This window comes from Burkholderia cepacia ATCC 25416 (assembly GCF_001411495.1).
Classification (GTDB): Bacteria; Pseudomonadota; Gammaproteobacteria; order Burkholderiales; family Burkholderiaceae; genus Burkholderia; species Burkholderia cepacia.
This window is the reverse complement of the sequence record NZ_CP012982.1, coordinates 2,113,360-2,134,787: the sequence shown is the minus strand read 5'-3', so window position 1 is coordinate 2,134,787 and position 21,428 is coordinate 2,113,360. Positions and strand designations below refer to the sequence as shown.

19 protein-coding genes are annotated in these 21,428 nt (G+C 67.7%); 5 read left to right on the top strand and 14 right to left on the bottom strand.

The features are described from left to right. Positions 1-20: 20 nt before the first annotated feature. The 8 genes from arsB to APZ15_RS26825 all read right to left on the bottom strand — a co-directional run bounded on the left by arsB (position 21) and on the right by APZ15_RS26825 (position 9,247). Positions 21-1,091, bottom strand: coding sequence for an ACR3 family arsenite efflux transporter (gene arsB / locus APZ15_RS26860; protein ID WP_027789839.1), 1,071 nt, complete (start codon positions 1,089-1,091; stop codon positions 21-23). Continuing rightward, on the bottom strand, positions 1,088-1,420 hold the full coding sequence (locus APZ15_RS26855; RefSeq protein ID WP_027789840.1) for an ArsR/SmtB family transcription factor: 333 nt from the start codon (positions 1,418-1,420) through the stop codon (positions 1,088-1,090). The genes arsB and APZ15_RS26855 overlap by 4 nt, the downstream gene beginning before the upstream one ends. Positions 1,421-1,630: 210 nt before the next feature. Next, positions 1,631-1,999, bottom strand: coding sequence for a copper-binding protein (locus APZ15_RS26850; RefSeq protein WP_027789841.1), 369 nt, complete (start codon positions 1,997-1,999; stop codon positions 1,631-1,633). Continuing rightward, a complete protein-coding gene (locus tag APZ15_RS26845; RefSeq protein ID WP_027789842.1) occupies positions 1,996-5,202 on the bottom strand; it encodes an efflux RND transporter permease subunit in 3,207 nt (1,068 codons plus the stop codon). Before APZ15_RS26845 ends, APZ15_RS26850 begins: the two co-directional genes overlap by 4 nt. Beyond that, positions 5,199-6,740, bottom strand: a complete 1,542-nt coding sequence (locus tag APZ15_RS26840) for an efflux RND transporter periplasmic adaptor subunit (RefSeq protein ID WP_027789843.1) — start codon at positions 6,738-6,740, stop codon at positions 5,199-5,201. Before APZ15_RS26840 ends, APZ15_RS26845 begins: the two co-directional genes overlap by 4 nt. 11 nt (positions 6,741-6,751) lie before the next feature. After that, the gene (locus APZ15_RS26835) at positions 6,752-8,044 is read right to left on the bottom strand and encodes a TolC family protein (RefSeq protein ID WP_027789844.1); all 1,293 of its coding nucleotides are present in this window, start codon (positions 8,042-8,044) and stop codon (positions 6,752-6,754) included. Positions 8,045-8,137: 93 nt separating this feature from the next. Further along, a complete protein-coding gene (locus APZ15_RS26830; protein WP_027789845.1) occupies positions 8,138-8,521 on the bottom strand; it encodes a hypothetical protein in 384 nt (127 codons plus the stop codon). A 93-nt stretch (positions 8,522-8,614) separates the two neighbouring features. Then, positions 8,615-9,247, bottom strand: a complete 633-nt coding sequence (locus APZ15_RS26825; RefSeq protein WP_027789846.1) for a glutathione binding-like protein — start codon at positions 9,245-9,247, stop codon at positions 8,615-8,617. 136 nt (positions 9,248-9,383) lie between these two features. Between APZ15_RS26825 and APZ15_RS26820 the strand changes: the two genes are divergently transcribed. Continuing rightward, complete coding sequence (locus tag APZ15_RS26820; protein ID WP_027789847.1) at positions 9,384-9,776, top strand: winged helix-turn-helix transcriptional regulator; 393 nt, start codon at positions 9,384-9,386, stop codon at positions 9,774-9,776. Positions 9,777-9,806: 30 nt separating this feature from the next. Next, on the top strand, positions 9,807-10,175 hold the full coding sequence (locus APZ15_RS26815) for a hypothetical protein (RefSeq protein ID WP_027789848.1): 369 nt from the start codon (positions 9,807-9,809) through the stop codon (positions 10,173-10,175). Here the strand turns inward: APZ15_RS26815 and APZ15_RS26810 are convergent. Continuing rightward, positions 10,172-10,906, bottom strand: coding sequence for a YbhB/YbcL family Raf kinase inhibitor-like protein (locus APZ15_RS26810; protein WP_226153325.1), 735 nt, complete (start codon positions 10,904-10,906; stop codon positions 10,172-10,174). The genes APZ15_RS26815 and APZ15_RS26810 overlap by 4 nt on opposite strands. A 32-nt stretch (positions 10,907-10,938) precedes the next feature. Between APZ15_RS26810 and APZ15_RS26805 the strand changes: the two genes are divergently transcribed. Both APZ15_RS26805 and APZ15_RS26800 read left to right on the top strand, forming a co-directional pair. Beyond that, positions 10,939-11,799 carry an XAC2610-related protein gene (locus tag APZ15_RS26805; RefSeq protein WP_027789850.1) on the top strand — a complete coding sequence of 287 codons (861 nt, stop codon included), beginning with the start codon at positions 10,939-10,941 and terminating at the stop codon, positions 11,797-11,799. Positions 11,800-11,981: 182 nt separating this feature from the next. After that, positions 11,982-13,367, top strand: coding sequence for an MFS transporter (locus APZ15_RS26800; RefSeq protein ID WP_027789851.1), 1,386 nt, complete (start codon positions 11,982-11,984; stop codon positions 13,365-13,367). A 57-nt stretch (positions 13,368-13,424) separates the two neighbouring features. Here APZ15_RS26800 and APZ15_RS26795 read toward each other — a convergent pair whose 3' ends face one another. From APZ15_RS26795 to APZ15_RS26780, 4 genes are all read right to left on the bottom strand, one after another. Beyond that, entirely contained in the window at positions 13,425-14,501 is a 1,077-nt protein-coding gene (locus tag APZ15_RS26795; RefSeq protein WP_027789852.1) for a C45 family autoproteolytic acyltransferase/hydolase, read from the bottom strand. Between the two features lie 116 nt (positions 14,502-14,617). Continuing rightward, the gene (locus APZ15_RS26790) at positions 14,618-16,216 is read right to left on the bottom strand and encodes a DUF3138 family protein (protein ID WP_027789853.1); all 1,599 of its coding nucleotides are present in this window, start codon (positions 16,214-16,216) and stop codon (positions 14,618-14,620) included. A gap of 97 nt (positions 16,217-16,313) precedes the next feature. Beyond that, positions 16,314-17,429 (bottom strand): polyamine ABC transporter substrate-binding protein, encoded by a 1,116-nt coding sequence (locus APZ15_RS26785; RefSeq protein ID WP_027789854.1) that lies wholly within the window; start codon positions 17,427-17,429, stop codon positions 16,314-16,316. A 212-nt stretch (positions 17,430-17,641) separates the two neighbouring features. Beyond that, entirely contained in the window at positions 17,642-19,366 is a 1,725-nt protein-coding gene (locus APZ15_RS26780; RefSeq protein ID WP_027789855.1) for an amidohydrolase, read from the bottom strand. A 238-nt stretch (positions 19,367-19,604) separates the two neighbouring features. Between APZ15_RS26780 and APZ15_RS26775 the strand changes: the two genes are divergently transcribed. Continuing rightward, complete coding sequence (locus APZ15_RS26775) at positions 19,605-20,435, top strand: helix-turn-helix transcriptional regulator (protein ID WP_027789856.1); 831 nt, start codon at positions 19,605-19,607, stop codon at positions 20,433-20,435. A gap of 15 nt (positions 20,436-20,450) precedes the next feature. On the opposite strand, the gene APZ15_RS26770 is transcribed toward APZ15_RS26775, so the two are convergent. Further along, complete coding sequence (locus APZ15_RS26770) at positions 20,451-21,371, bottom strand: LysR family transcriptional regulator (protein ID WP_027789857.1); 921 nt, start codon at positions 21,369-21,371, stop codon at positions 20,451-20,453. Between the last annotated feature and the right edge of the window lie 57 nt (positions 21,372-21,428).

Genomic DNA, 21,428 nt, shown 5'->3' with positions numbered 1-21,428 from the left:
TTCCGGAATCCTGAATGGTTTCACGCGCGCTCGTACCAGCCCTTCGAACGGTTGACGACGCGCACGACGAGCAGCATGACCGGCACCTCGATGAGCACGCCGACGACGGTCGCGAGCGCCGCGCCCGAGTGGAAGCCGAACAGGCTGATGGCAGCCGCCACGGCCAGCTCGAAAAAGTTGGACGCGCCGATCAGCGCCGACGGGCACGCGATGCTGTGTTTCTCGCCGACGACGCGATTGAGCCCATAGGCGAGCGCTGCGTTGAAGAACACCTGGATCAGGATCGGCACCGCGAGCAGCGCGATCACCAGCGGCTGCTTCAGGATCGCCTCGCCCTGGAACGCGAACAGCAGCACCAGCGTGGCCAGCAGCGCGGCCATGGACCAGGGGCCGATCTTCGCCATCGCGCGGTCGAACGCCGCCTGCCCCCTGGCGAGCAACAGCCTGCGCCACGCTTGCGCGAGGATCACCGGGATGACGATATAGAGCACGACCGACGTGAGCAGCGTCGCCCATGGCACCGTGATGGCGGACATCCCCAGCAGCAGGCCGACGAGCGGCGCGAAAGCGATCACCATGATGCTGTCGTTCAGCGCGACCTGCGACAGCGTGAACAACGGATCGCCGCCGGTCAGCCGGCTCCACACGAACACCATCGCCGTGCACGGCGCGGCGGCCAGCAGGATCAGGCCGGCGATATAACTGTCGATCTGGTCGGCCGGCAGCATCGGCGCGAACAGTTGCCGGATGAACAGCCAGCCGAGCAAGGCCATCGAAAACGGCTTGACGAGCCAGTTCACGACGAGCGTGACGCCGATCCCCCGCACGTGCTGGCGAACCTCATGCAACGCGCCGAAGTCGACCTTGACGAGCATCGGCACGATCATCACCCAGATCAACAACCCGACGGGCAGGTTGACCTGAGCGTATTCCAGGCGGCCGATGCGCTGAAAGAGCCCCGGCAGTGCCAGGCCCAGCGCGATGCCGAGCACGATGCACAGCGCCACCCAGACGGTCAGGTAGCGCTCGAATGATCCGATGGCGGGCCTGGCCGCCGCGGCTTGCGACGGGGCCGCGTTCGAGCCGCTCACGTGCGATCCCCGCAGCAGGCCGGCGCCGCCGTCACGCCGCACGCAGCGCCGGCGCAGCAGTTTTCGGTCAGGAACCCGATGAGGCCGCTCATCGATTCGAAGTTCGCCGCGTAATAGATGAACCGGCCGTCCTGACGCGCGGTGACCAGCTCCGCATGCGACAAATCCTTCAGATGAAACGACAGGCTCGATGGCGACAGCCCGATCTGCTGGGCGATCGCACCGGCCGGCAGCCCTTGCGGCCCGGCGACGACCAGCGCGCGAAAGATGGCCAGGCGCGCTTCATGAGCAAGCGCGCCCAGGGCGCGCACGACGAGATTGGAGTCCATGGCGCGAAGGATAGCGTCTTCATTTCCATATTTCAAGAATTGTTGAAATAAAGATGCCGAGCCCCTGCCGAACGGCATAACCGGGCTGCACCCGACCCGCCGCGCATCGCCGAACGCCGCCGCGCGAGCCGCATCCGGCCCGACATGCGCGGCGCCGGTGCGGCCGCCGCCCCGGTTCACGGGCGGGCGAGGCACCGGCGCGCCGTCAGGTCAGGACGCCTTCACGAGCTTGACGATCGTCAGCGTGCCGTCGACCTTCTCGATCCGCACCTTGACCTTGTCGCCCGCATGCGCGTGCTCGAGCATCGCCGCGTCCTTCGCCTTGAACGCCATCGTCATCGGGGGCATCCCGACGTTGTCGAGCGCGCCGTGCTTCAGCGTGATCCGGCCGCTCGCGGCATCGACCTTCTTCACTTCGGCATCGGTCAGCGCGGCGTTCGACTCGGCCGCGCTGCCCGACGACATCTTCATGCCCGGCATGTCCATGCCGGCCATGTCGCCGGCGGCGAAGGCCGGCGCGGTGAAAGCGCCGGTCGCGAGAACGGCTGCGGTGGTGGTGACAGTGATCCACTTCTTCATCGTGATTCTCCGGTTGGGATGGATGGCACGTTCGTGCCGTGAGGTACTGCATCGGAATGCCGCACGCGGCCCGTGCTTCGCGCATGACGGCGCTGAAGCAGGAGCCAGGCGGCGGGAATGACGAACATCGACAGCAGCGGCGCCGTGACCATGCCGCCGACCATCGGCGCGGCGATGCGCTGCATCACTTCGGAACCGGCGCCGTGGCCGACCATGATCGGCACGAGGCCGGCGAGCACGACGGCGACCGTCATCGCCTTCGGCCGCACGCGCAGCACCGCGCCTTCGCGGATCGCGTCGAGCAGCAGCGCGTCGGTCAGCGGTTCGCCGGCATCGAGCCGGCGCTGCAGCGCGCCCTTCAGGTACAGCAGCATCACGACGCCGAATTCGGCGGCCACGCCTGCGAGCGCGATGAAACCCACCGACGTCGCGACGGACACCGCATGGCCGAGCGCCCACACGAGCCAGAAGCCGCCGACCAGCGCGAACGGCACCGTCGACATCAGCAGCAGCGCATCGGCCGCCGAGCCGAACGTGAGAAACAGCAGCACGAAGATCACCACGAGCGTGACCGGCACGACGGTGCGCAGCCTGGCCGCCGCGCGTTCGAGATACTCGAACTGCCCCGACCACGCGATCGAATAGCCGGGCGGCAACGCGACCTGTTGCGCGACGGCCTGCTGCATCGCGCGCACGGCGCTCTGCAGATCGGTGCCGCGGATGTCGACGTACACGTAGCCGGACAGTCGCGCGTTCTCGCTGCGGATCATCGGCGGCCCGTCGGCGATCGCGATGCGCGCGACGTCGCCGAGGCGGATCTGCGCGCCGCGCGCGGTAACGACCGGCAGTTGTCGCAGGTTCTCGACCGAATCGCGGATCTCGCGCGGGTAGCGGAGGTTGATCGGAAAGCGCTCGCGCCCCGCGATCACTTCGCCGACGTCGTCGCCGCCGACTGCCGACGACACGACCGACTGGATGTCGGCCACCGACAATCCGTAGCGCGCGGCGGCAAGCCGGTCGATATCGACGTCGATGTAACGGCCGCCGTTCAGCCGTTCCGCAAGCGCGGACGTCACGCCCGGCACGCGCTTCACCGCGGCCTCGACCTGCTTCGCGATCGCGTCGATCCCGGCCAGGTCCGGCCCGGAAATCTTCACGCCGACCGGCGTCTTGATGCCGGTGGACAGCATGTCGAGCCGGTTGCGGATCGGCGGCACCCACACGTTCGACAGGCCCGGCACCTTCACCACGCGGTCGAGTTCGTCGACGAGCTTCTCCGGCGTCATGCCGGGCCGCCATGCGCTGCGCGGCTTGAAGCGGATCGTCGTTTCGAACATCTCGAGCGGCGCGGGATCGGTCGCGGTATCGGCGCGGCCCGACTTGCCGAACACCGTGTCGACCTCGGGCACGGTCTTGATCAGCCGGTCGGTCTGCTGCAGCAGCTCGCTCGCCTTGTCGGCGGAGAGGCCCGGCAGCGCGGTCGGCATGTACAGCAGGTCGCCTTCGTCGAGCGGCGGCATGAATTCGCCGCCGAGCCGCGACAACGGTACGGCCGTCAGTCCGAGCGCGACGACCGCGACGCCGATCGCGACCCACGGCCGCCGGAGCGTCGCTTCGAGCAGCGGCCGGTACACGCGGATCAGCACGCGGTTGATCGGGTTCGCGTGCTCGTGCGGAATGCGGCCGCGCACGAGATAACCCATCAGCACCGGCACCAGCGTCACCGACAGCCCGGCAGCGGCGGCGATCGTGTAGGTCTTCGTGAACGCCAGCGGCGCGAACAGCTTGCCTTCCTGCCCTTCCAGCGAAAACACCGGGATGAACGACAACGTGATGATCAGCAGCGAGAAGAACAGCGCGGGCCCGACCTCGGCGGCCGACGTTGCGACGAGCTCCCATCGTCGCGCGGCCGTGACCGGTTCGCCGGGATGCGCGTGGTCGTACGCCTCGAGATGCTTGTGCGCGTTCTCGATCATCACGATCGCCGCGTCGATCATCGCGCCGATCGCGATCGCGATCCCGCCGAGCGACATCAGGTTCGCGTTGACGCCCTGGTAGCGCATCACGATGAACGCGGCCAGCACGCCGAGCGGCAGCGACAGGATCGCGACGAACGCGCTGCGAAGATGGAACAGGAACACCGCGCAGACGATGCAGACGATGACGAATTCCTCGATCAGCTTGTCCTTCAGGTTGCCCACCGCGCGCTCGATCAGTTGCGAGCGATCGTAGGTCGTGACGATCTCGACGCCGGGCGGCAGCGAGCGCTTCAGGTCGGCCAGCTTCGCCTTCACCGCGTCGATCGTCGTGAGCGCGTTCTTGCCCGAGCGCATCACGACGACGCCGCCCGTCACCTCGCCCTGCCCGTTCAGCTCGGCGATCCCGCGCCGCATCGCGGGGCCGACCTGGATGCGCCCGACGTCGCCGAGCAGCACGGGCGTGCCGGCGTCGTTCGTGCGCAGCACCACGTGCCGGAAATCGTCGAGCGTGCGCAGGTAGCCGGTCGAGCGCACCATGTACTCCGACTCGGCCAGCTCGACGACCGAGCCGCCGGACGCCTGATTCGCGTTGCCGAGCGCGTTCGCGATTTCCGCCTGCGTGATGCCGTACGCGCGCAGCCTGTCCGGATCGAGCACGACCTGGTACTGCTGCACCATGCCGCCGATGCTCGCGACTTCCGAGACGTCCGGCACGGCCTTCAGCTCGAACTTCAGGAACCAGTCGTTGAGCGCGCGCAGTTGCCCGGGATCGTGACGGCCGGTGCGATCGACGAGCGCGTACTCGTACACCCAGCCGACGCCGGTCGCATCCGGCCCGAGCGACACGGTCGCGCCGGCCGGCAGCCGGCTCTGCACCTGGCTCAGGTATTCGAGCACGCGCGAGCGCGCCCAGTACGGATCGGTGCGGTCGTCGAACAGCACGTAGACGAACGCGTCGCCGAACGACGAGTACGCGCGGACGGTTTTCGCACCGGGCACGCCGAGCAGCGTGGTCGTCAACGGATAGGTCACCTGGTCCTCGACGATCTGCGGCGCCTTGCCCGGATACGACGCCTTCACGATCACCTGCGTGTCCGACAGATCGGGCAACGCGTCGAGCGGCGTCTGCCCGACGGAGTGGACGCCCCATGCGGCGATCAGCACGGTGGCGAGCAGCACGAGGAAGCGGTTGTGGACCGACCAGCGAATGATGCGCGCGATCATCGTTCGCCTCCCTGCGGTTCGACCTTCGTCAGGCGATAACCGTCGTCGGTCTGCATGAACGCGAAACGCACCGTCTGGCCCGGCTTCACGCCAGGGAACGCGGCGGCCGACGGCTTGCCGAACGTCATCGTCATCGCGCCCCAGCCGAGCGCGGGCACGGGCTGATGCGAGAACGTGATGTCGTCGGCCGTGACCTGTTCGACCTTGCCGGTGGTTTCGTAGATCGGGGCCGCTGCATTCGGCGCCGGCTCGGAAGTCGTCGCCGCCCCGCTTGCGCCGGTGTCGCTTCGCAGCCGCGGCAGCACGCTCTTCAGGCTCGCCTCCGAATCGATCAGGAACTGCCCCGACGCAACGACCGTATCGCCTTCGTTCAACCCGTCGAGCACTTCCGTGTCGCCGCCGATGTCGTTGCCGGTCGTCACCTGCACCGGCTGGAGCCGGCCGTCGCCGTTCTTCACGATGACGATCGTGCGCTTGCCGGTCGCGATCACCGCTTCGGACGGCACGAGCAGGCGCGACACGCTCGCCTTCCCGGCAACCCGCACGCGCATCAGCATGCCGGGCGTGAGCTTCAGCGCGGCGTTGTCGATCTCCACGCGCGCCTGCAGCGTGCGGCTGCTCGTGCTGATGCCGGGCAGCACTTCGCGGATGCGGCCGGTGAAACGCTGCGCCGGGTCGCCCGCGAACGTCGCATCGACCGGCATCCCCGGCTGCACGTTCAGCGCGAGCGCTTCCGGCACCTCGACGATGAGCCACAGCGTCGACAGCCCCGCAATCTTCGCCAGCGTCTGTCCGGGCGCGACCATCGCGCCGTCCCGCACGTTCAGCTCGCTGACGACGCCGGTTTCCGGCGCGGTCAGCACGACGTGCGTCTGCGCGCGGCCGGTGCGATCGAGGCTCGCGATCATGCCGTCGGGAATCGACAGCGCCCGCATCCGCGCGCGCGATGCATCGAGCAGGCTGCCGTCCATCCCGCCGCGCTTGAGTGCGAGGTATTCCTCCTGCGGCGCGAGCCAGTCGGGCACGAACAGCGACGCCACCGGCGCGCCCTTCGCGATGCGCTGCATCGGTGCACGCGCATAGAGGCGATCGATGTAGCCGGTGACGCGCGACTGGACGACCTCCGCGCGCGATTCGTCGAACTGCGTGGTGCCCACCGCATCGAATCCGGCCGCCGTCTGCTGGCGTCGGACCGTCGCATAACGGATGCCGAGATTCTGCTGCAGGCCCGGATCGATCCGGATACCGGACGCGCCGCCGCCCTCGTCCGCATAGACGGGCTGCAACTGCATGTCCATGAATGGCGACTTGCCCGGTTTGTCGAAGTGCTGGTTCGGCACCATCGGGTCGTGCCAGTACAGCACCTTGCGGCCCGTATTCGGGTCGGTCTTGCCGGCAGGTGCGGCGCCGGGCGCTACGGACGATGCGGCCGATGCGCCGCCCGCCGCATGGCGCATGCCTGCGACGTAACCGGCACCGAGCAGCGCCGCGGCGGCAAACGTCAACAGCACCGCGCGCGCCAGGGATGGCTTCTTCATGAGGTTCTCCTTCACTGCGCGGCGGCCATCGTCGACGGCACGACCTGATATTCGAGCTGCGCCCAGGTCTGCGACACGTCGCGCCTGAGATCGAGCATCTGCAACTGCGCGTCGAGTTGCGCGCGCCGCGCGGCGAACGTGTCGGCGAGTGAACCCGTGCCCGCCCGGTAGGCGGCATCGGCCAGCTGCACGCGCTGATCGGCGGCGGGCAACAGCGACGTACTCAGGTTCGCGATGCGTTCGCGGCCGCTCGCGAGCGTTTCGGACTGCGTGCGGATATCGGCCTGCACCTGGCGCAACGTGTCCTCGTACATCAGGCGCGCTTTCGTCGCCAGTTCGGCCTTCTCGGCGACATCACGGTTCTGGCGGTTCCTGCGATTGAGCGGCAACGGAATCGTGACGCCGACGGACACCATGTTCGAATACGCGCCGCCGCGCTGCTGGTACGCAACCTCCCACGTCCAGTTCGGGCGGCGTTCGCTGTTCGCGACGGCGGTATCGGCTTCGGCGACGGCGATATCGTCGGCGGCCGTGATCAGCGCCGGCTGCGATACGCGCAGTTCGTCCGGCGGCAACGACGACACGAACGATTCCGGCGCGGGCGGCGTGCCCGTGACGTCCGACGCCGGCACGGCGGTCCAGCGCGACAACGCGATGAGCGCGGTCTGGTAGACCTGCCGCGCTTTCAGCCATTGATCCTGCGTCTGCGCGAGCATGGCCCGCGCCTGGACGACATCGGCCGCACTCGCCTTCGCGCCGCGATACGACGCCTTCGTCGCGTCGAGTTCATGGTTCATGTGATCGAGCAATGCCTGCTGCAGCGCGAGCGCCTGCTTCGCGTAGACGGCGTTCAGCCACGCCGTTGCGGTTTGCTGGCGTACGCTCGCGAGCTGCGCGAGATAGCCGGCGCGCTCGCGTCCGACCTGCTCGTTGGCCAGTGCCGAGCGCAGGCGCCGCTTGTCGCCGGACACCCACTCCTGCTCGATGCCGATGCGGCGCATCGTCATGAAGTCCTGGCCGACGGTGAAGCGCTGGCCGCCATTGACCGGCAGGTTGTCGATGCCGGCCTTGAGCATCGGGTCGGGCAGCTGGCCGGCCTTCACGGCCGCCTCCGAGCTGGCGCGCACCGAAGCCTGGGCGGCCTGCATCGACGCGGAATGATCGGTGGCGGACTGCAGCGCGGCGTCCAGCGTAAAAGGCGGTTGCTGCGCGTGAGCCGCGCCCGCAACCAGCAGCGCCGCCCAAAGCATGGGCGCGCGCCGGCGCGCACGCCGCGCAAGCGGCGTGCCGGGATGGAATGACATGGTTTAACCCCAACGGCGGAACCCCATGGGGATTCCACGTCCTGCGCACAGGACGAACCTCACCGCGAATGCGGCGAACCTATCGGATCGGGATCAGCTGATGCGTGGAGGGCGCCACAACCCGTTCGGATCGCGGACCGGGAGAATTTGCGCGTAGTGGAAGGCAACGATGCTGGCGAACGCAGCGGGACGACTGACTTCGGCGCGAGCGGCCGGATGATAGAGACTGCCGAACTGGCATTGCGCCGTCAGCTTGCAGGACAGGCCCTTCGCTTTCGCGTGGGCCTTGCCGGTGGACGACGACTGCATCGAATCGCAACCCGGCATGTCGGCGGACATGCCGGCGTCCATGTCCGTCGACATCGACATGCCCTGCTGCATCATCGGGCATTCCCCGGCCAGGCCGCTGGCTGCCAGCCCGCTGATGGGCAGCACCGCGCAGAGCAGCAGCAGGATGACGGTCCGGAGGAATTTCATGCGGGCGATTATAGCGCGGGGTTTTGCTGTGTGGCGGCGCATCGATACGGCGGAACGACGCGCCGCAGCCGCACCCATCGCGCCCACCGCACGCTACCGCGCCAACGCGTCGGCCTCCAGCACGGCGCGCACCGCCGGCCGCGCACGCACCCGCTCGTACCACGCACGCAGATGCGCATACCGGGTCAGGTCGATATCCGCGTTGTACACCGACCGCATCCAGTCGGCCTTGCCCCAGCCGGTCAGCGCGAACAGGTAGGCATCGGCAACGGTGAACGTGTCGCCGGTCAGGAATGCCTTGCCGTCGAGCTGGCGGTCGATCCATGCAAAGCGGCTGTCGAGCTTCGTTCTCGCCGGATCGACGTATTTCCCCGCCTGCACCGCGTACAGCAGCGGAATGAACCCCTTGTGGATCTCGGTGCCGAGAAAATTGAGCCATTCCATCAGCCGGTAGCGCGCGAGCGTGCCGTACGCAGGCGCGAGCGCGGCTTCCGGGCGCAGATCCGCGAGATACTGCGCGATCACCGGGCCTTCGCGCAGCAGCGTGCCGTCGTCGAGTTCGAGCAGCGGCACGTAACCGAGTTCGGTCACATCGTAGTAATTGCGCCCGTCTTCAATGACGTGCTTGCGTGCGTCGACCTTGATGACCTCCGCGTCGATGCCGCCTTCGCGCAGCACGATGCAGATGGCCTGCGAACAGCTTCCGGGAGCGTGATAGAGCTTCATGCGTTTCCTTCGTGGGTTGTCCATGTATCGATTCGCCGCGACGCGGGCGCTAATATCTCGCATCGGCGCATCGCCGGGAAGACGGCAGTCGTTTGTGCCGTAGTCACAAAAAATTTACCGACCAGGATTCAGCACGATGAAAACGAGTGCGACCGGATGTTCCGTTGAAGAAGCGATGCGCCTGCTCGGCGGCCGCTGGCGGCTGCTGCTGGTGTCGTATCTGCTCGACGGGCCGCGACGCTTCAGCGACCTGCGCCGCGACATGCCCGGCATCTCGCAGCGCATGCTGACGCTCGACTTGCGCGCACTCGAAGACGCCGGGCTCGTGCGGCGCACCGTCTATCCGGAAGTGCCGGTGCGGGTCGAGTACGACCTGACCGCCGACGGCGATCGGCTGCGGCCCGTCGTCGAGGTCATGCGCGAATTCGGGCTGTGGCTGAAGGCGCGCGATGCCGCTGCGTCGTGCGACACCGGCGCGACGCCCGGCGCGGCGGCAGCGATCGGAACGGCCCTTCATTCGAACCGATAACCCCTACCACCCTTACGCAGGAACCCGTTCATGGAACTTCACGCCACCGTCGGCGCGGCGACGTCCGATCTCGACGACGACGAAAGCTTCGCCAACATCTACTGTCACGACGCCGAGCAGGACTATTGCTTCGCGCTGTCGCGCTTTCCGGACGACACGCTGATCGAAGTGATGGTGCGCGACCAGATCACCTCGCGCGTCAAGGATCTGTCGGTGAGGCTGACGGGCGACACGATCGACATCGAGATCGAACCCGGCATCGCCGCGCGACTCGACGGCCAGACGCGCTACGTGATCCATCTCGCGCCCGGCCAGTACGATCCGGTCACGCTGCGCGCCGCGCTGAAGGAGATCTTCGCGGGGAAGAGCGGGTTTCAGGACGACAGCACGCGCGGTTAACGGCTTAACCGCACCGTCATCGTCGCCTTCGCGAGGACCTGGTAGTGAGCGGTATAGCCGACGACCGCAGGCGTCGCGTCACGCTCGACCGGCAGCTTCGCCACCTTGAGCGCGGTCAGCGTAATGACGTAGCGATGGGTGTCGCCCTGCGGCGGGCACGGGCCCAGATAGCCGACATGGCCGGTGTCGTTCTTCATCGGGACGGCACCCGCCGGCAGTCCGGCAACGTCATTGCCCGAACCGGGCGCGATGCCATGCGCCGACGCCGGTATGTCGGCAACGACCCAGTGCCAGAAGCCGGAGCCCGTCGGGGCGTCGGCATCGAACATCGTCAGCAGGTAGCTTTGCGTGCCTTCCGGAGCACCGCTCCACCGTATGGATGGCGAAATGTTCTGACCGTGACAGCCGAAGCTGTCCGATACCTGCGCGCGACCAAACGCGCCGCCGGCAAGCTCCGCGCTTTCGATCGAGAAATCGCCCGCCCGTGCCGTACCGGCAGCGAGCATCGCAACGCAAAGGGCGAAACCGGGCTTGAATATCGTCATCGTCACCTCACCAGCAAGCAGGAATGGAACGGACATTCTTGCAATCGCGCCGGCCCCGAACAAGGCAAGCAAACGTACCGGTATCGCGACTACCCGGCAACGTCCTGCCATGCCGGCCCCACTCGCGGAAAGCGCCGGATGCCGGTACATTGGCGGCAAACGGAAGTCCGGGCTGACCGCTTCCATCCTCATTCACGCCCTTCACGCCTGATCCGACCATGACGCGCCCTTCACGACTCCGTTCGCTGCTCCACGGCTCCATGCTGTTCGTTGCCTGCGCATCGATCGCGCCCGCCGCGCAGGCGGCCAAACCGCTGCTCACGTTCAAGGTCGACGACACCGTCACGGCCCGCGTCGAACGGGCGGACAGCGAGCACATTACCGTGCGCTTCCTGCCGAGCGGCAAGACGCAGACGCTCGACGTGACCGCCGCCGACGAGGAAGGCCGCTATCACCTCGCATCGGACGACTACAACTTCGACGGCCACCGCGATCTCGCGATGCACGCGACGCTCGGCATGGTGAACGATGGCTACGGCATCTACCTGTACGACGCCGCGCGCCAGCAGTTCGAGCCATTGCGGATGCCCGCGAGCGACATGCCGCACGGCAATTGCGACGGGCTGGTCAACGTCCAGGCGAAGCCGAAGGAGCGCACGCTGTACAGCTCGTGCCGCGGCGGCCCGATCTGGTACACCGATGCGTATCGCTTCGACGGCAGCGGCAGGATGTACCTGTACCAGTCGAGCGAAGCGATACCGGACGAGCTGCGCGACCTGCTCGACACCGACAACGGCCCGTCGTCGATGCTGTTGACCTACGACGCGCAAGGCAAGCGCGTCGCGCGCCGCCCCGACGCCTATGGCGGCGGCGCCGTCACGTTCAAGGTGCGCCCGGCTCGCCTGTCGCTGCACGATGCGATGACCGATGCGCCCACGCGTCGCTATGTCGTCGCGGGCGACACGGTGGAGGTGACCGACGCGAGCGCCGATTTCCAGTGGCTGAAGGTGCGGTATCGCAACCCGCATGCGGGGGCGGTGCAGGGCTGGGTCAGTGCGAAGGAGGCGATGGGCAACTGATGCAAGCGGCGGCCTATTCGCCACGCTTTCCCATATATTGAACGCAGAACATCCCATTAATAGGGATACCTGCCCAAATGTTGACGCGCTTCCCGCCGCGGCTCTAACGTTCGCCCCAACGCCATTCGATTCGGTCGCCCCGCTCGCGGGCGACGGCCGGGCACCGAACACAGGAGACAACCGTGGCCCAATCCGCGTCACGCACCCACTCGAACCCGCCGGATCAATTGCCCGCCCACGCCGGCATCGCATCCGGTTCAACCGTCCGCGCGGCCGCCGCGCAGGCAGCGCCGCCCAGCCGCAAGCGCCTGCTGATCCTCGCGCTGCTGTTCGTCACGGTCGTGATCAACTATCTCGACCGCAGCAACCTGTCGATCGCCGCGCCCGCGCTGTTCAAGGAACTGAACATCGATCCCGTGCGCGCGGGCCTCGTGTTTTCCGCGTTCGGCTGGACCTATGCGCTGATGCAAGTGCCGGGCGGCTGGCTCGTCGACAAGGTGTCGCCGCGCGTACTGTATGCCGGCGCGCTCGCGCTGTGGTCGGCCGCGACGTTGCTGCTCGGCTTCGCCGGTTCGTTCGTCGGGCTGGTCGTGCTGCGTCTCGCGGTAGGCGCGCTCGAAGCGCCGGCCTACCCGATCAACAACCGCGTGGTGACGACGTGGTTCCCGACCCGCGAGCGCGCGAGCGCGATCGGCGGCTACACGTCGGGCCAGTTCGTCGGCCTCGCGTTCCTCACGCCGGTGCTCGCGTGGCTGCAGGTGCATCTGGGCTGGCACATGGTGTTCGTCGCGACCGGCCTCGCCGGCATCGCATGGGCCGCGATCTGGTATGCGGTGTATCGCGAGCCGCGCGCGTTTCGCGGCGTCAACGCGGCCGAGATCGCGCTGATCCGCGACGGCGGCGGCCTCGTCGATCTCGAAGACCGCATCGCGGCGCGCACCGAGCGCGCACCGTCGACGTGGCGCGACCTCGGCGTCGTGCTCGGCCGGCGCAAGCTGTGGGGCATCTATCTCGGCCAGTTCGCACTGAACTCGACGCTGTGGTTCTTCCTCACGTGGTTCCCGACCTACCTCGTCAAGTATCGCGGAATGGACTTCATCAAGTCGGGCTTTCTCGCGTCGCTGCCGTTCCTCGCCGCGTTCGTCGGCGTGCTGTGCTCCGGCGTGCTGTCGGACTGGCTGATGCGTCGCGGCGCGTCACAGGGTTTCGCGCGCAAGCTGCCGATCATCTCGGGGCTGCTGATCTCGACCTGCATCATCGGCGCGAACTACGTCGCGTCGACCGGCTGGGTGATCGCGTTCATGACGATCGCGTTCTTCGGCAACGGCTTCGCGTCGATCACGTGGTCGCTCGTGTCGGGGCTCGCGCCCGCGCGGCTGATCGGCCTCACGGGCGGCGTGTTCAACCTGATCGGCAACCTGTCCGCGATCGCGACACCGATCGTGATCGGGCTGCTCGTGAACGGCGCGGACTTCTCGCGCGCGATCACCTACATCGCCGCGATGGCACTCGCGGGCAGCCTGTCATACGGTTTGCTCGTCGGCAAGGTCGAACGCATCGACGCATGAGCTTCGCGAGGGCGGCACACGCGTGCCGCCCTGCCTCGCCGCCGCCCGCGTGCCGCGTCAGAACCGCTGAAACCCGTCGCGCGCGAGATCGTGCGGATTGCCCGCCGCGTAGTCGAGTGCGCACGCGTCGGTATCGATGCCGACGGTCAGCAGCGTCTCCCAGCGCTCGGTGTCGGGCATCGACGGATCGGCGTGGAAGCACACGACGGCCTGATCGCCGGCCGCACCGCACATTGCCGCCGCGCGCTCGCGCACATCGGCGCTCGTCATCCCGTTCACGACTTCGTTCAGGTGCGCGAAGCGTTCGCGCGTGGTCGAGCTGTCGGGCATGCACTCGCCGCCGCTCAGCGCGCGATCGAGGAAGTGGTTCGTATGCAGCAGCCATCCGTCCGGACGCGGCACCACCACGCCGATTCCCGACGGGCTCAGCTCGATGCTCGCCGCGCGCGGGTTCGCGTCATGCCGCGTGAACACGGTCAGCACCGTGGACGCGCTCACGCGCGCGGACCGGGCGAGCTCGATCGCCTCCTGCACCGTCGTCGCATCCTCGAGCAGGCGCCGCGCGATCGCGTGCACGGGCACACCGGCGCTGTCGTTGTCGCTCGCGTGATGCAGGATGTTGAAGTGCAGCCCGAGCCCCGCGCTGTTCACGCCGAGCTTCGCGAGCATCCCGAACTCGGAGAACAGCTTGACGGTGCGGCCATGCGGCGTCGCGAACCGCATCAGCAGCCCCTGCGGCGCGAGGCTGTCGTGCCAGTCCCACGTCTGCAGCGTGCGCGGCGCGTGCGGGCCGGCCGGCGCGTAGACGGTCGTCGAGCACTCGCCTTCGGCCGACGCGGGCGCGGTCGCGAGAATCTCGGTGCGCGCGTTCAGGCACGCGAGCTGCCAGCGCGGCAGGTCGACGCCGTCGGCGATCGCCTCGACTTCGGCGGCCAGGCGCGGGCACCACGCACCGAGCGCGGCCAGGCTCGCTTCGCCGATCTCCCGCGCGCGCTGCGGCTCGATGCCGAGCTTCGGGAAGAACGCGAGGTAAAGCGCGACTGTCTCGCGAATCTCGGCGGCGAAACGCGCGCCGATCAGGCGGCCGCGCTCGTGCGGATCGGTGAGGTCGGTCACGAAGGTGTGCAGCTTCAAGGTCAAATCTCCTGGGTTGAATGCGTTCCGGGCAAGCGCGGCCCGGAACGTGATGCATGGCGCAGCCGGTCGGCCGGCATTTGCACCGGCCGGAACGGCGAGACCAGTCGGAACGGTCAGAACGAATAGATGAACTGCATCCCGGCCAGGTCGTTGCTGCGCGCGTACGTGCCGTTGCTCTTCAGGAACACCGGATGGTTCGCCGCGTCGTGGCGATACTCGAGCTTCACGGTGATCTGCTGCGTCGGATAGAACAGCAGGTCGGCCGTGATCGCGTAACGCTGCGCGCCCTTGCACTCGGTGCCGTTCGTCGACGAACCCTGGAAGCACGCCGGATCGATGCCGAAGCCGCTCGACCCGTTCACCGACGGATTGCCGCCCGCGAGCCCGTACTGGATGTTCGTGCCGCCGCCGCCGTTCGACGTGTTGTTCAGGTAGTCGAAGCGCAGCGTCGCGCCCATGCGGCCGACCCATGCCTGCGTCCACTTCGTATGGCCGAGCAGCGACATCCCGTACCAGCGTGCGGTGCCGCCGTTCCACGCACCCTTCTGCAGCTCGCCGTAATCGACCTGCGCGTTGACCTGCGTCTTGTCGTGCGTATAGGTCACGTCGGCTTCCACGTACTTGTAGAGGCCGGTCGGCGAGGAGCCGTTGCACTGGTAGCCGTAACCGCCCGCCGTCGCGCACGGCGAGAACAGCGACTGCCGGCCCAGCATCCCGGAAATGCCGAAGTCGAAGGCGGTCGACGTCGCGTTGTCGAAGCGCGCGGTGATCGTCGGCGTCCAGTTGGTCTTGGTCGTGTTGTTCGCCGCGTTCGCGATCGCGCCGGCGGTGCGCAACACCTCGTTGCCGATCACGACCTGCCAGAAGCGCGTCATCGCCGCGTTGGAGCCCTTCAGGCCGACGCCGATCAGGTTGCCCGGTTCGCTGAAGTCGTACAGCAGCCCGTGCGTGAGCGTCAGCATCTGGGTCGACGGCTGCACCTCGTAGCCGGCGAGGCTCGGCATCATCCCGATCTCGAAAGTGCGCGTCGTGCTGAGCGGCACGGTCACCACGGCCTGCGTGACGATGTTGTTGCCGACGCCGCCGTGCGAATTGCTGAACACGTTGCCGAAGCCGCGGTTCGGCTGGATCACGACCTCCGCCGACGGCGCCATCGGGCCGACGCCGAAGGTCTTCTTGATGTCGAGGTAGACGTCGCCGATCGTGCTGTTGAAGTAGTCGTACGCGCCCGGATCGTGGTTCAGGAACTGGAACCCGGACGTGCGCTGCGCGCGGTTGAACAGGTACACGGGATCGACGTAGCCGGTGATGCTCAGGCCCGCGAGCGGGCCGGTCGTCGCGGCTTCCTGCAGCGAGTCGACCTTCAGCGACGCGTTCGCGATCTGCTCGCGCATCTGCTGCAGGTCGTCGTTCGTGAACGCCGGTGCGGAATCGGCGGCCGGCGCGGCGGCGGCGGCCGTGTTGATCGAACCGATCCTTGCGCCGCTCGATGTTGCGGTGGCTGCGGTGGCTGCGGTGGCGGCCGTCGCAGCGCCGGGCGCCTGCGCGGCCAGCATGCTTGCGCGCAGCGCGTTCACCTGCTGCTGCAGCGCGGTGACCTGCGCCTGCAGCGCCTTCATCCTGCTCGCATCGGTCGCCTGCGGCGTGTGCGCGAATGCCGTGGCCGCGTCGAACGCGAGCAGGCACAGCGCCGTCATGTGTTTGAGTTTCATGTTCTGGGTGGTCGTCGGGACGAGCGCGCCCCCGCCCTCCGCGATCAGCGGCGGGGCGCGCGAAAGGTGTGCGGGAATCGGAGAAGCGGCGGCCGGCTTACTCGGTCTTCAGCTTCGTCCAGAGACGGTTCTGCAGACGCATCAGCTCAGGCGGAACCGGCTTGCTGAGGCTCAGCTTGCGGATCACGTCGGCGGGCGGGAACACGGCCGGATCGCTGGTCACTTCGGCGCGCACGAGGCGCTTCGACGACGGCACGGCCGACGGGTACGACGTGTCGTTGGTCAGGTTCGCGCTCTCCTTCTCCGACAGCACGAAGTTGACGAACTTCAGCGCGGCGTCCGGGTGCGGTGCATCCTTCGGCACGGCCATCATGTCGAACCACATCGCGCTGCCCTCGGTCGGGATCACGTACTTGATGTGATACGGCTTCTTCGCGGCAGCGGCCGCGATCCGCGCGGAGTTCACGTCGCCCGACCAGCCGAGCGCGAGGCAGATGTCGCCGCCCGCGAGATCGTTGATGTAGCTGCTCGAATTGAACTGCGTGATGTACGGGCGCACCGACTTCAGCAGCTCGTACGCGGCCTGGTAGTCGGCCGGGTTCGTCGTGTTCGGGTCCTTCTTCAGGTAGACGAACGCCATCCCGAACGCATCGACCGGCGAATCGAGCACCGACACGCCGCAGTGCTTCAGCTTCTGCGCATACTTCGGATCGAACAGCAGCGCCCAGCTGTCGAGCGGCGCGTCGTTGCCGAGCGCGGCCTTCACCTTCTCGACGTTCATCCCGAGCCCGTCGGTGCCCCAGGTCCACGGAATGCCGTACTGGTTGCCCGGATCGTCCTTCGCGAGCGCCTTCAGGATTTCCGGATCGAGCAGCCCGTAGTTCGGCACCTGGCTCTTGTCGATCTTGCGGAAGATGCCGGCCTGCAGCTGCCGCGCCCAGAAGATGTCGGACGGCACGACGACGTCGTAACCCGACGTGCCCGACAGCAGCTTCGCCTGCAACGTCTCGTTCGAATCGAACTCCTGGTAGACGACCTTGATGCCGGTCGCCTTCTCGAAGTTCGCGATCGTCGCCTTGCCGATCGAGTTGCCCCAGTTGTACACGTTGACGACGTCCGCCGCGCGCGCAACCGGCGCGCCGGCCCACAGCACGCCGCCCAGCGCGAGCGCCGCGCATGCCGTTCCCAGATGCCTGCTCCAATCCCCTGCCATGGTTTCCTCCGTCGATATCATGATCCGCTCGCAATGAACGGTGTGTGCTTCGGTCCGGAAAATTGTAGCCAGAGGAAATTGGCCGGTCTGCCCTGCCAATAGGGGGACACGCCGCACAATCGGCGCATCCGCTTCCGGCCGGATGCGCCGAGCCGCGAAAACGAAAGCATCCCGAAAGATTCCGTCGCCGCTTCGTCAGCCGGGATGCTCGTTCAGGACGCCTGCACACCCGTGCGTGCGCCGAAATCGTCGTCCACGTGCGTGATGCGGCCGCCCATCATCGTCAGCCCGACGTCGATGCGGCCGATGTCGTACTGGCCGACCTCGAACAGGTCGTTCTCGAGCACGACGAGATCCGCGCGCTTGCCGGGCGTCAGCGAGCCGACCTCGTGCTCCATCCCGAGCTGGTACGCGCCGTGGATCGTGTACGCGGCGATCAGTTGCGGAATGCTCAGGCGCTCGGCGATGTCCGGAAACACCGGCGCATCGGGCTCGCCCGCGAGCTGGCGCGTATGGCCCGACTCGATGTGTTCGAGCGGCTTGTGCTGGCAGCGACACTGGCAAGCGAGGCCGTCCATGCCGATCGACACCGTCACGCCTTCGTCGAGGAACGTGCGGAACTTGTACATGCTGCTCCAGCGCTCGTGGCCGTAGTGGTCGCGCAGCTGCTCGGTGTACGCGTCGACCACGCCCCATTGCAGCTGCGTGTTCGCCATCACGCCCGCGCGGCGAAAGCGCGGGATGTCGTCCGGATGCGTGAGGAACGCGTGCGTGATCACGTGGCGGCGATCGCGCGGCGGGTTCGTGCGGTTCACCGCGTCGAAACCGTCGAGCGCCATCCGCACGGCCGCATCGCCGACGCAATGGACCATCACGTTCGCATTCGCGCGATCGGCCTCGACCAGATAGCGGTTGAACGTGTCGGCCGGCATCGTCGGCGCGCCGCAGGTGTCCGGGCGGTCCGCGTACGGTTCGAGCAGGTACGCGGTGTGGTTCGCCTCGGTGCCGTCGAGAAACAGCTTCAATGCGCGCGCCTTCACGAGCGGCGAATCGTACTGCTCGCGATACCGGACGAGCGTGCCGACCGGGTCGTCGATCTCGCCGATCACCGCGACGCTGCCGACCACCCGCAGCTTCAGGTCGCCCGCGCGCTCCATCGTCTGCAGCGTCTCGTACAGCAGCGACTGGTCGCCGCTCGCGTCGAAGAAGCCCGCGTCGAACACGGTCGTCACGCCGGCCGCGCACAGCTTCTTCTGCCACGGCGGGATCGATTTCAGGTACAGGTCGATGCCGGTCGGCAGCAGGCCGGCCGCGCTGATCCGCTGCATCAGCAACGAATACGCGGCGCCGTCGACGATCAGGCCGGTCGGCTCGCCGGTCGCCGCGTCCTTCTCGAACCAGCTCGCGCCTTCCTGCACGGGCGGCGTCGACGCGTCGATGCCGGCGATCTCCAGCGCCTTCGAGTTCACCCACATCGTATGGAAATCGGTCGACAGCAGGCACACGGGGCGATCCGCGCAGATCGCGTCGAGCGTCTCCTTGCGCAGCAGCGCCGGCGGAATCGTCACCTGCACCCAGCCCATCCCGGTGATCGCCGGCTCGTCCGGATGCGATTCGACGTACGCGCGCAGCGCGCCGAGCACCTTCTGCGGATCCTCGTCGTTCACGAACGCCTGGAACGCGAACGCGGTCGTCTCGAAGTGCCAGTGCGATTCGACGAAGCCCGGCAGCACGAGCCGGCCGGCCGCGTCGACGACCTTCGTCCGCGCGCCGACGTACGCCTGCACGGCCGCCGTGTCGCCGACATGGACGATCCGGCCGTCGCGCACGGCGACGGCCTGCGCCCAGGGCTTGTGCGGATCGACGGTATAGACCTTCGCGTTGGTCAGAACGAAATCCGCCGGCGTCGTGGCGGCGTGCGTCGGTTGCATCTGCATGGCCTGTCCTTTCTGGTCATCAGGTTTTCGAAGTGCTTTCACTATAGGCAGACGATTCGCGCCGGTATGCCCCCCCGCCGCCGGGGCTTGGACGAATTCCGGCCGCCGCACGTTCGGTCTTGTCGTCGTTTTGGGGACAACGCACGAAATCCGTGGGGGTGATCCGGTGAATTCCCGGCTGACGCGTGCACGGCGTTCGCGTAACGTCGCGCTGTCTCCCGACCGCCTTCGTCCGACCATGCGACTTCTCCAGCCCGACCCTGCCGCCCGCGGCCACTATCTGATCGGCGTGCGTCCCGACTCACTCGGCGCGACGCTGCGCGCGGTCGGCACGCCGGATTTCGTCGGCGCGGTCACGGAGTTCGTCAACGACAGCATCGACGCCGACGCCGTGCACCTCGAGCGCTGGCGCGCCGACACGGGCAGCACGTCGGGTTTCGTCGTCGAATGGCTCGGCAGCGGCAGCCTGCGCTTCGCGGCCGATACGCTGCGCGTGATGGACATCTACTACCAGGACTACTGCCAGGCCGATCCGCTGGTCGCGCCGCTGCGCGGCAAACCCGGCACGCTGCTCGTGCAGCGCCATGTCGACGGCATCGCGCAGGGCGAGTTCCGCCGCCGGATCTTCGACGAGCCCGGCATCGGGCAGGAATGCCTGCTCGTGCACGGCAACGCGCACCTGCAATACGCGCTCGGGCTCGCGCGCACGGTCGGGCGCGCCGCGTTCACCACGGACGAGCTGTTTCACTTCCGGCAGATGGTCGACCTGCTGTTCCCGATGTTCGAGCTGCATGCGCACACCTGTGCGGCGCGGCGCGTGGCGGCGGTGTCGGTGAATGCCGCGTCGCAGGCGAGTTTCGACGCGCGCCTCGAACGGCAGGATGTGCAGCTGTCGCGCCGCGAGCACGAGATCTGCCGGCTGATGCTGTGCGGGCGCTCGGTGCCCGAGGCCGCGCAGCAGCTCGACGTGAAGCTGTCGACGGCCGAGTCGTACGTGAAGCGCGCGTTCGCGAAGCTCGGCGTGCGCACGCGCCGCGAGCTGTTCGACTGGGTACTCGTCGACTGCTGAACGCGCGGCCTGGATTTACGCGGCCAGCGCGGCCGCCTTGATGTTGAAGGCGCGCAGCAGGTCCTCGCAGAACGCGTCGACGATCGGCTTGTCGCTCGTGCTGCGCTTCATCGCGAGATGCAGCGGCACGTCGAAGCTGAACGTCGCGCGGCCGACGGCCTTCACGAGCCCGCGCTGCTCGAACGGCTCCGCGTAGTGCGCGGGCAGGTAGCCGAGATGGCCGCCCGACAGGATCAGGATCGTCGCGGCCTCGATGCTGTCCGCGCTCGCGGTCACGCGCCGCTCGGGCAGCGGATACTGCTCCTCCGGCACCGGATAGGTGCGCCACACCCAGTCGTGCAGTTGCAGGTCGTCCGCCGTCACGGGCCGCGACGCATGGAACAGCGGATGCCCGCGCCCGCAGTAGATCACCTGCTGCTCGGTGAACAGCGGCGTGTAGAGCAGCCCGGGCACGCGATGCCAGAAATACCCGATCGCGAGATCGAGCTGGTTGTTGACGAGGCTTTCCTCGAGTTCCTGCGGCGACGCGACCTTCATCGCGAACGTGACGGCCTGGTCACGCTTGCGGAATGCGCCGATCGCATCGGCCAGGCGCGCGTTCTCGACGAGCGGCGCCTGGCCGATCAGGCCGATCGACAACGTGCCGACCAGCTTGCGGTCGATGTCGCGCACACGCGCGACGAATTCGGAGGTCGCCGCGACGAGCGTGCGTGCGGTGGCCGCGAAGCGTTCGCCCTTCGACGTCAGGCGAAAGCCGCCGCGCCCGCGATCGCAGAGCTTGAAGCCGACGCGCGCTTCGAGCGCCGACAGTTGCGTGCTGATGGTCGACTGCCGCACGCCGAGCGACGCCTCGGCGGCCGTGATGCCGCGTGCGTCGACGACGGCCAGAAAGACCCGGATGAGCCGGAGATCGAGATCGGAAGTATTCGAGAACATGCCTGAAGCCGCTGCGCGTGTGCGCGTTGCCCGGCCGGCACGACGCGCATCGCGCGC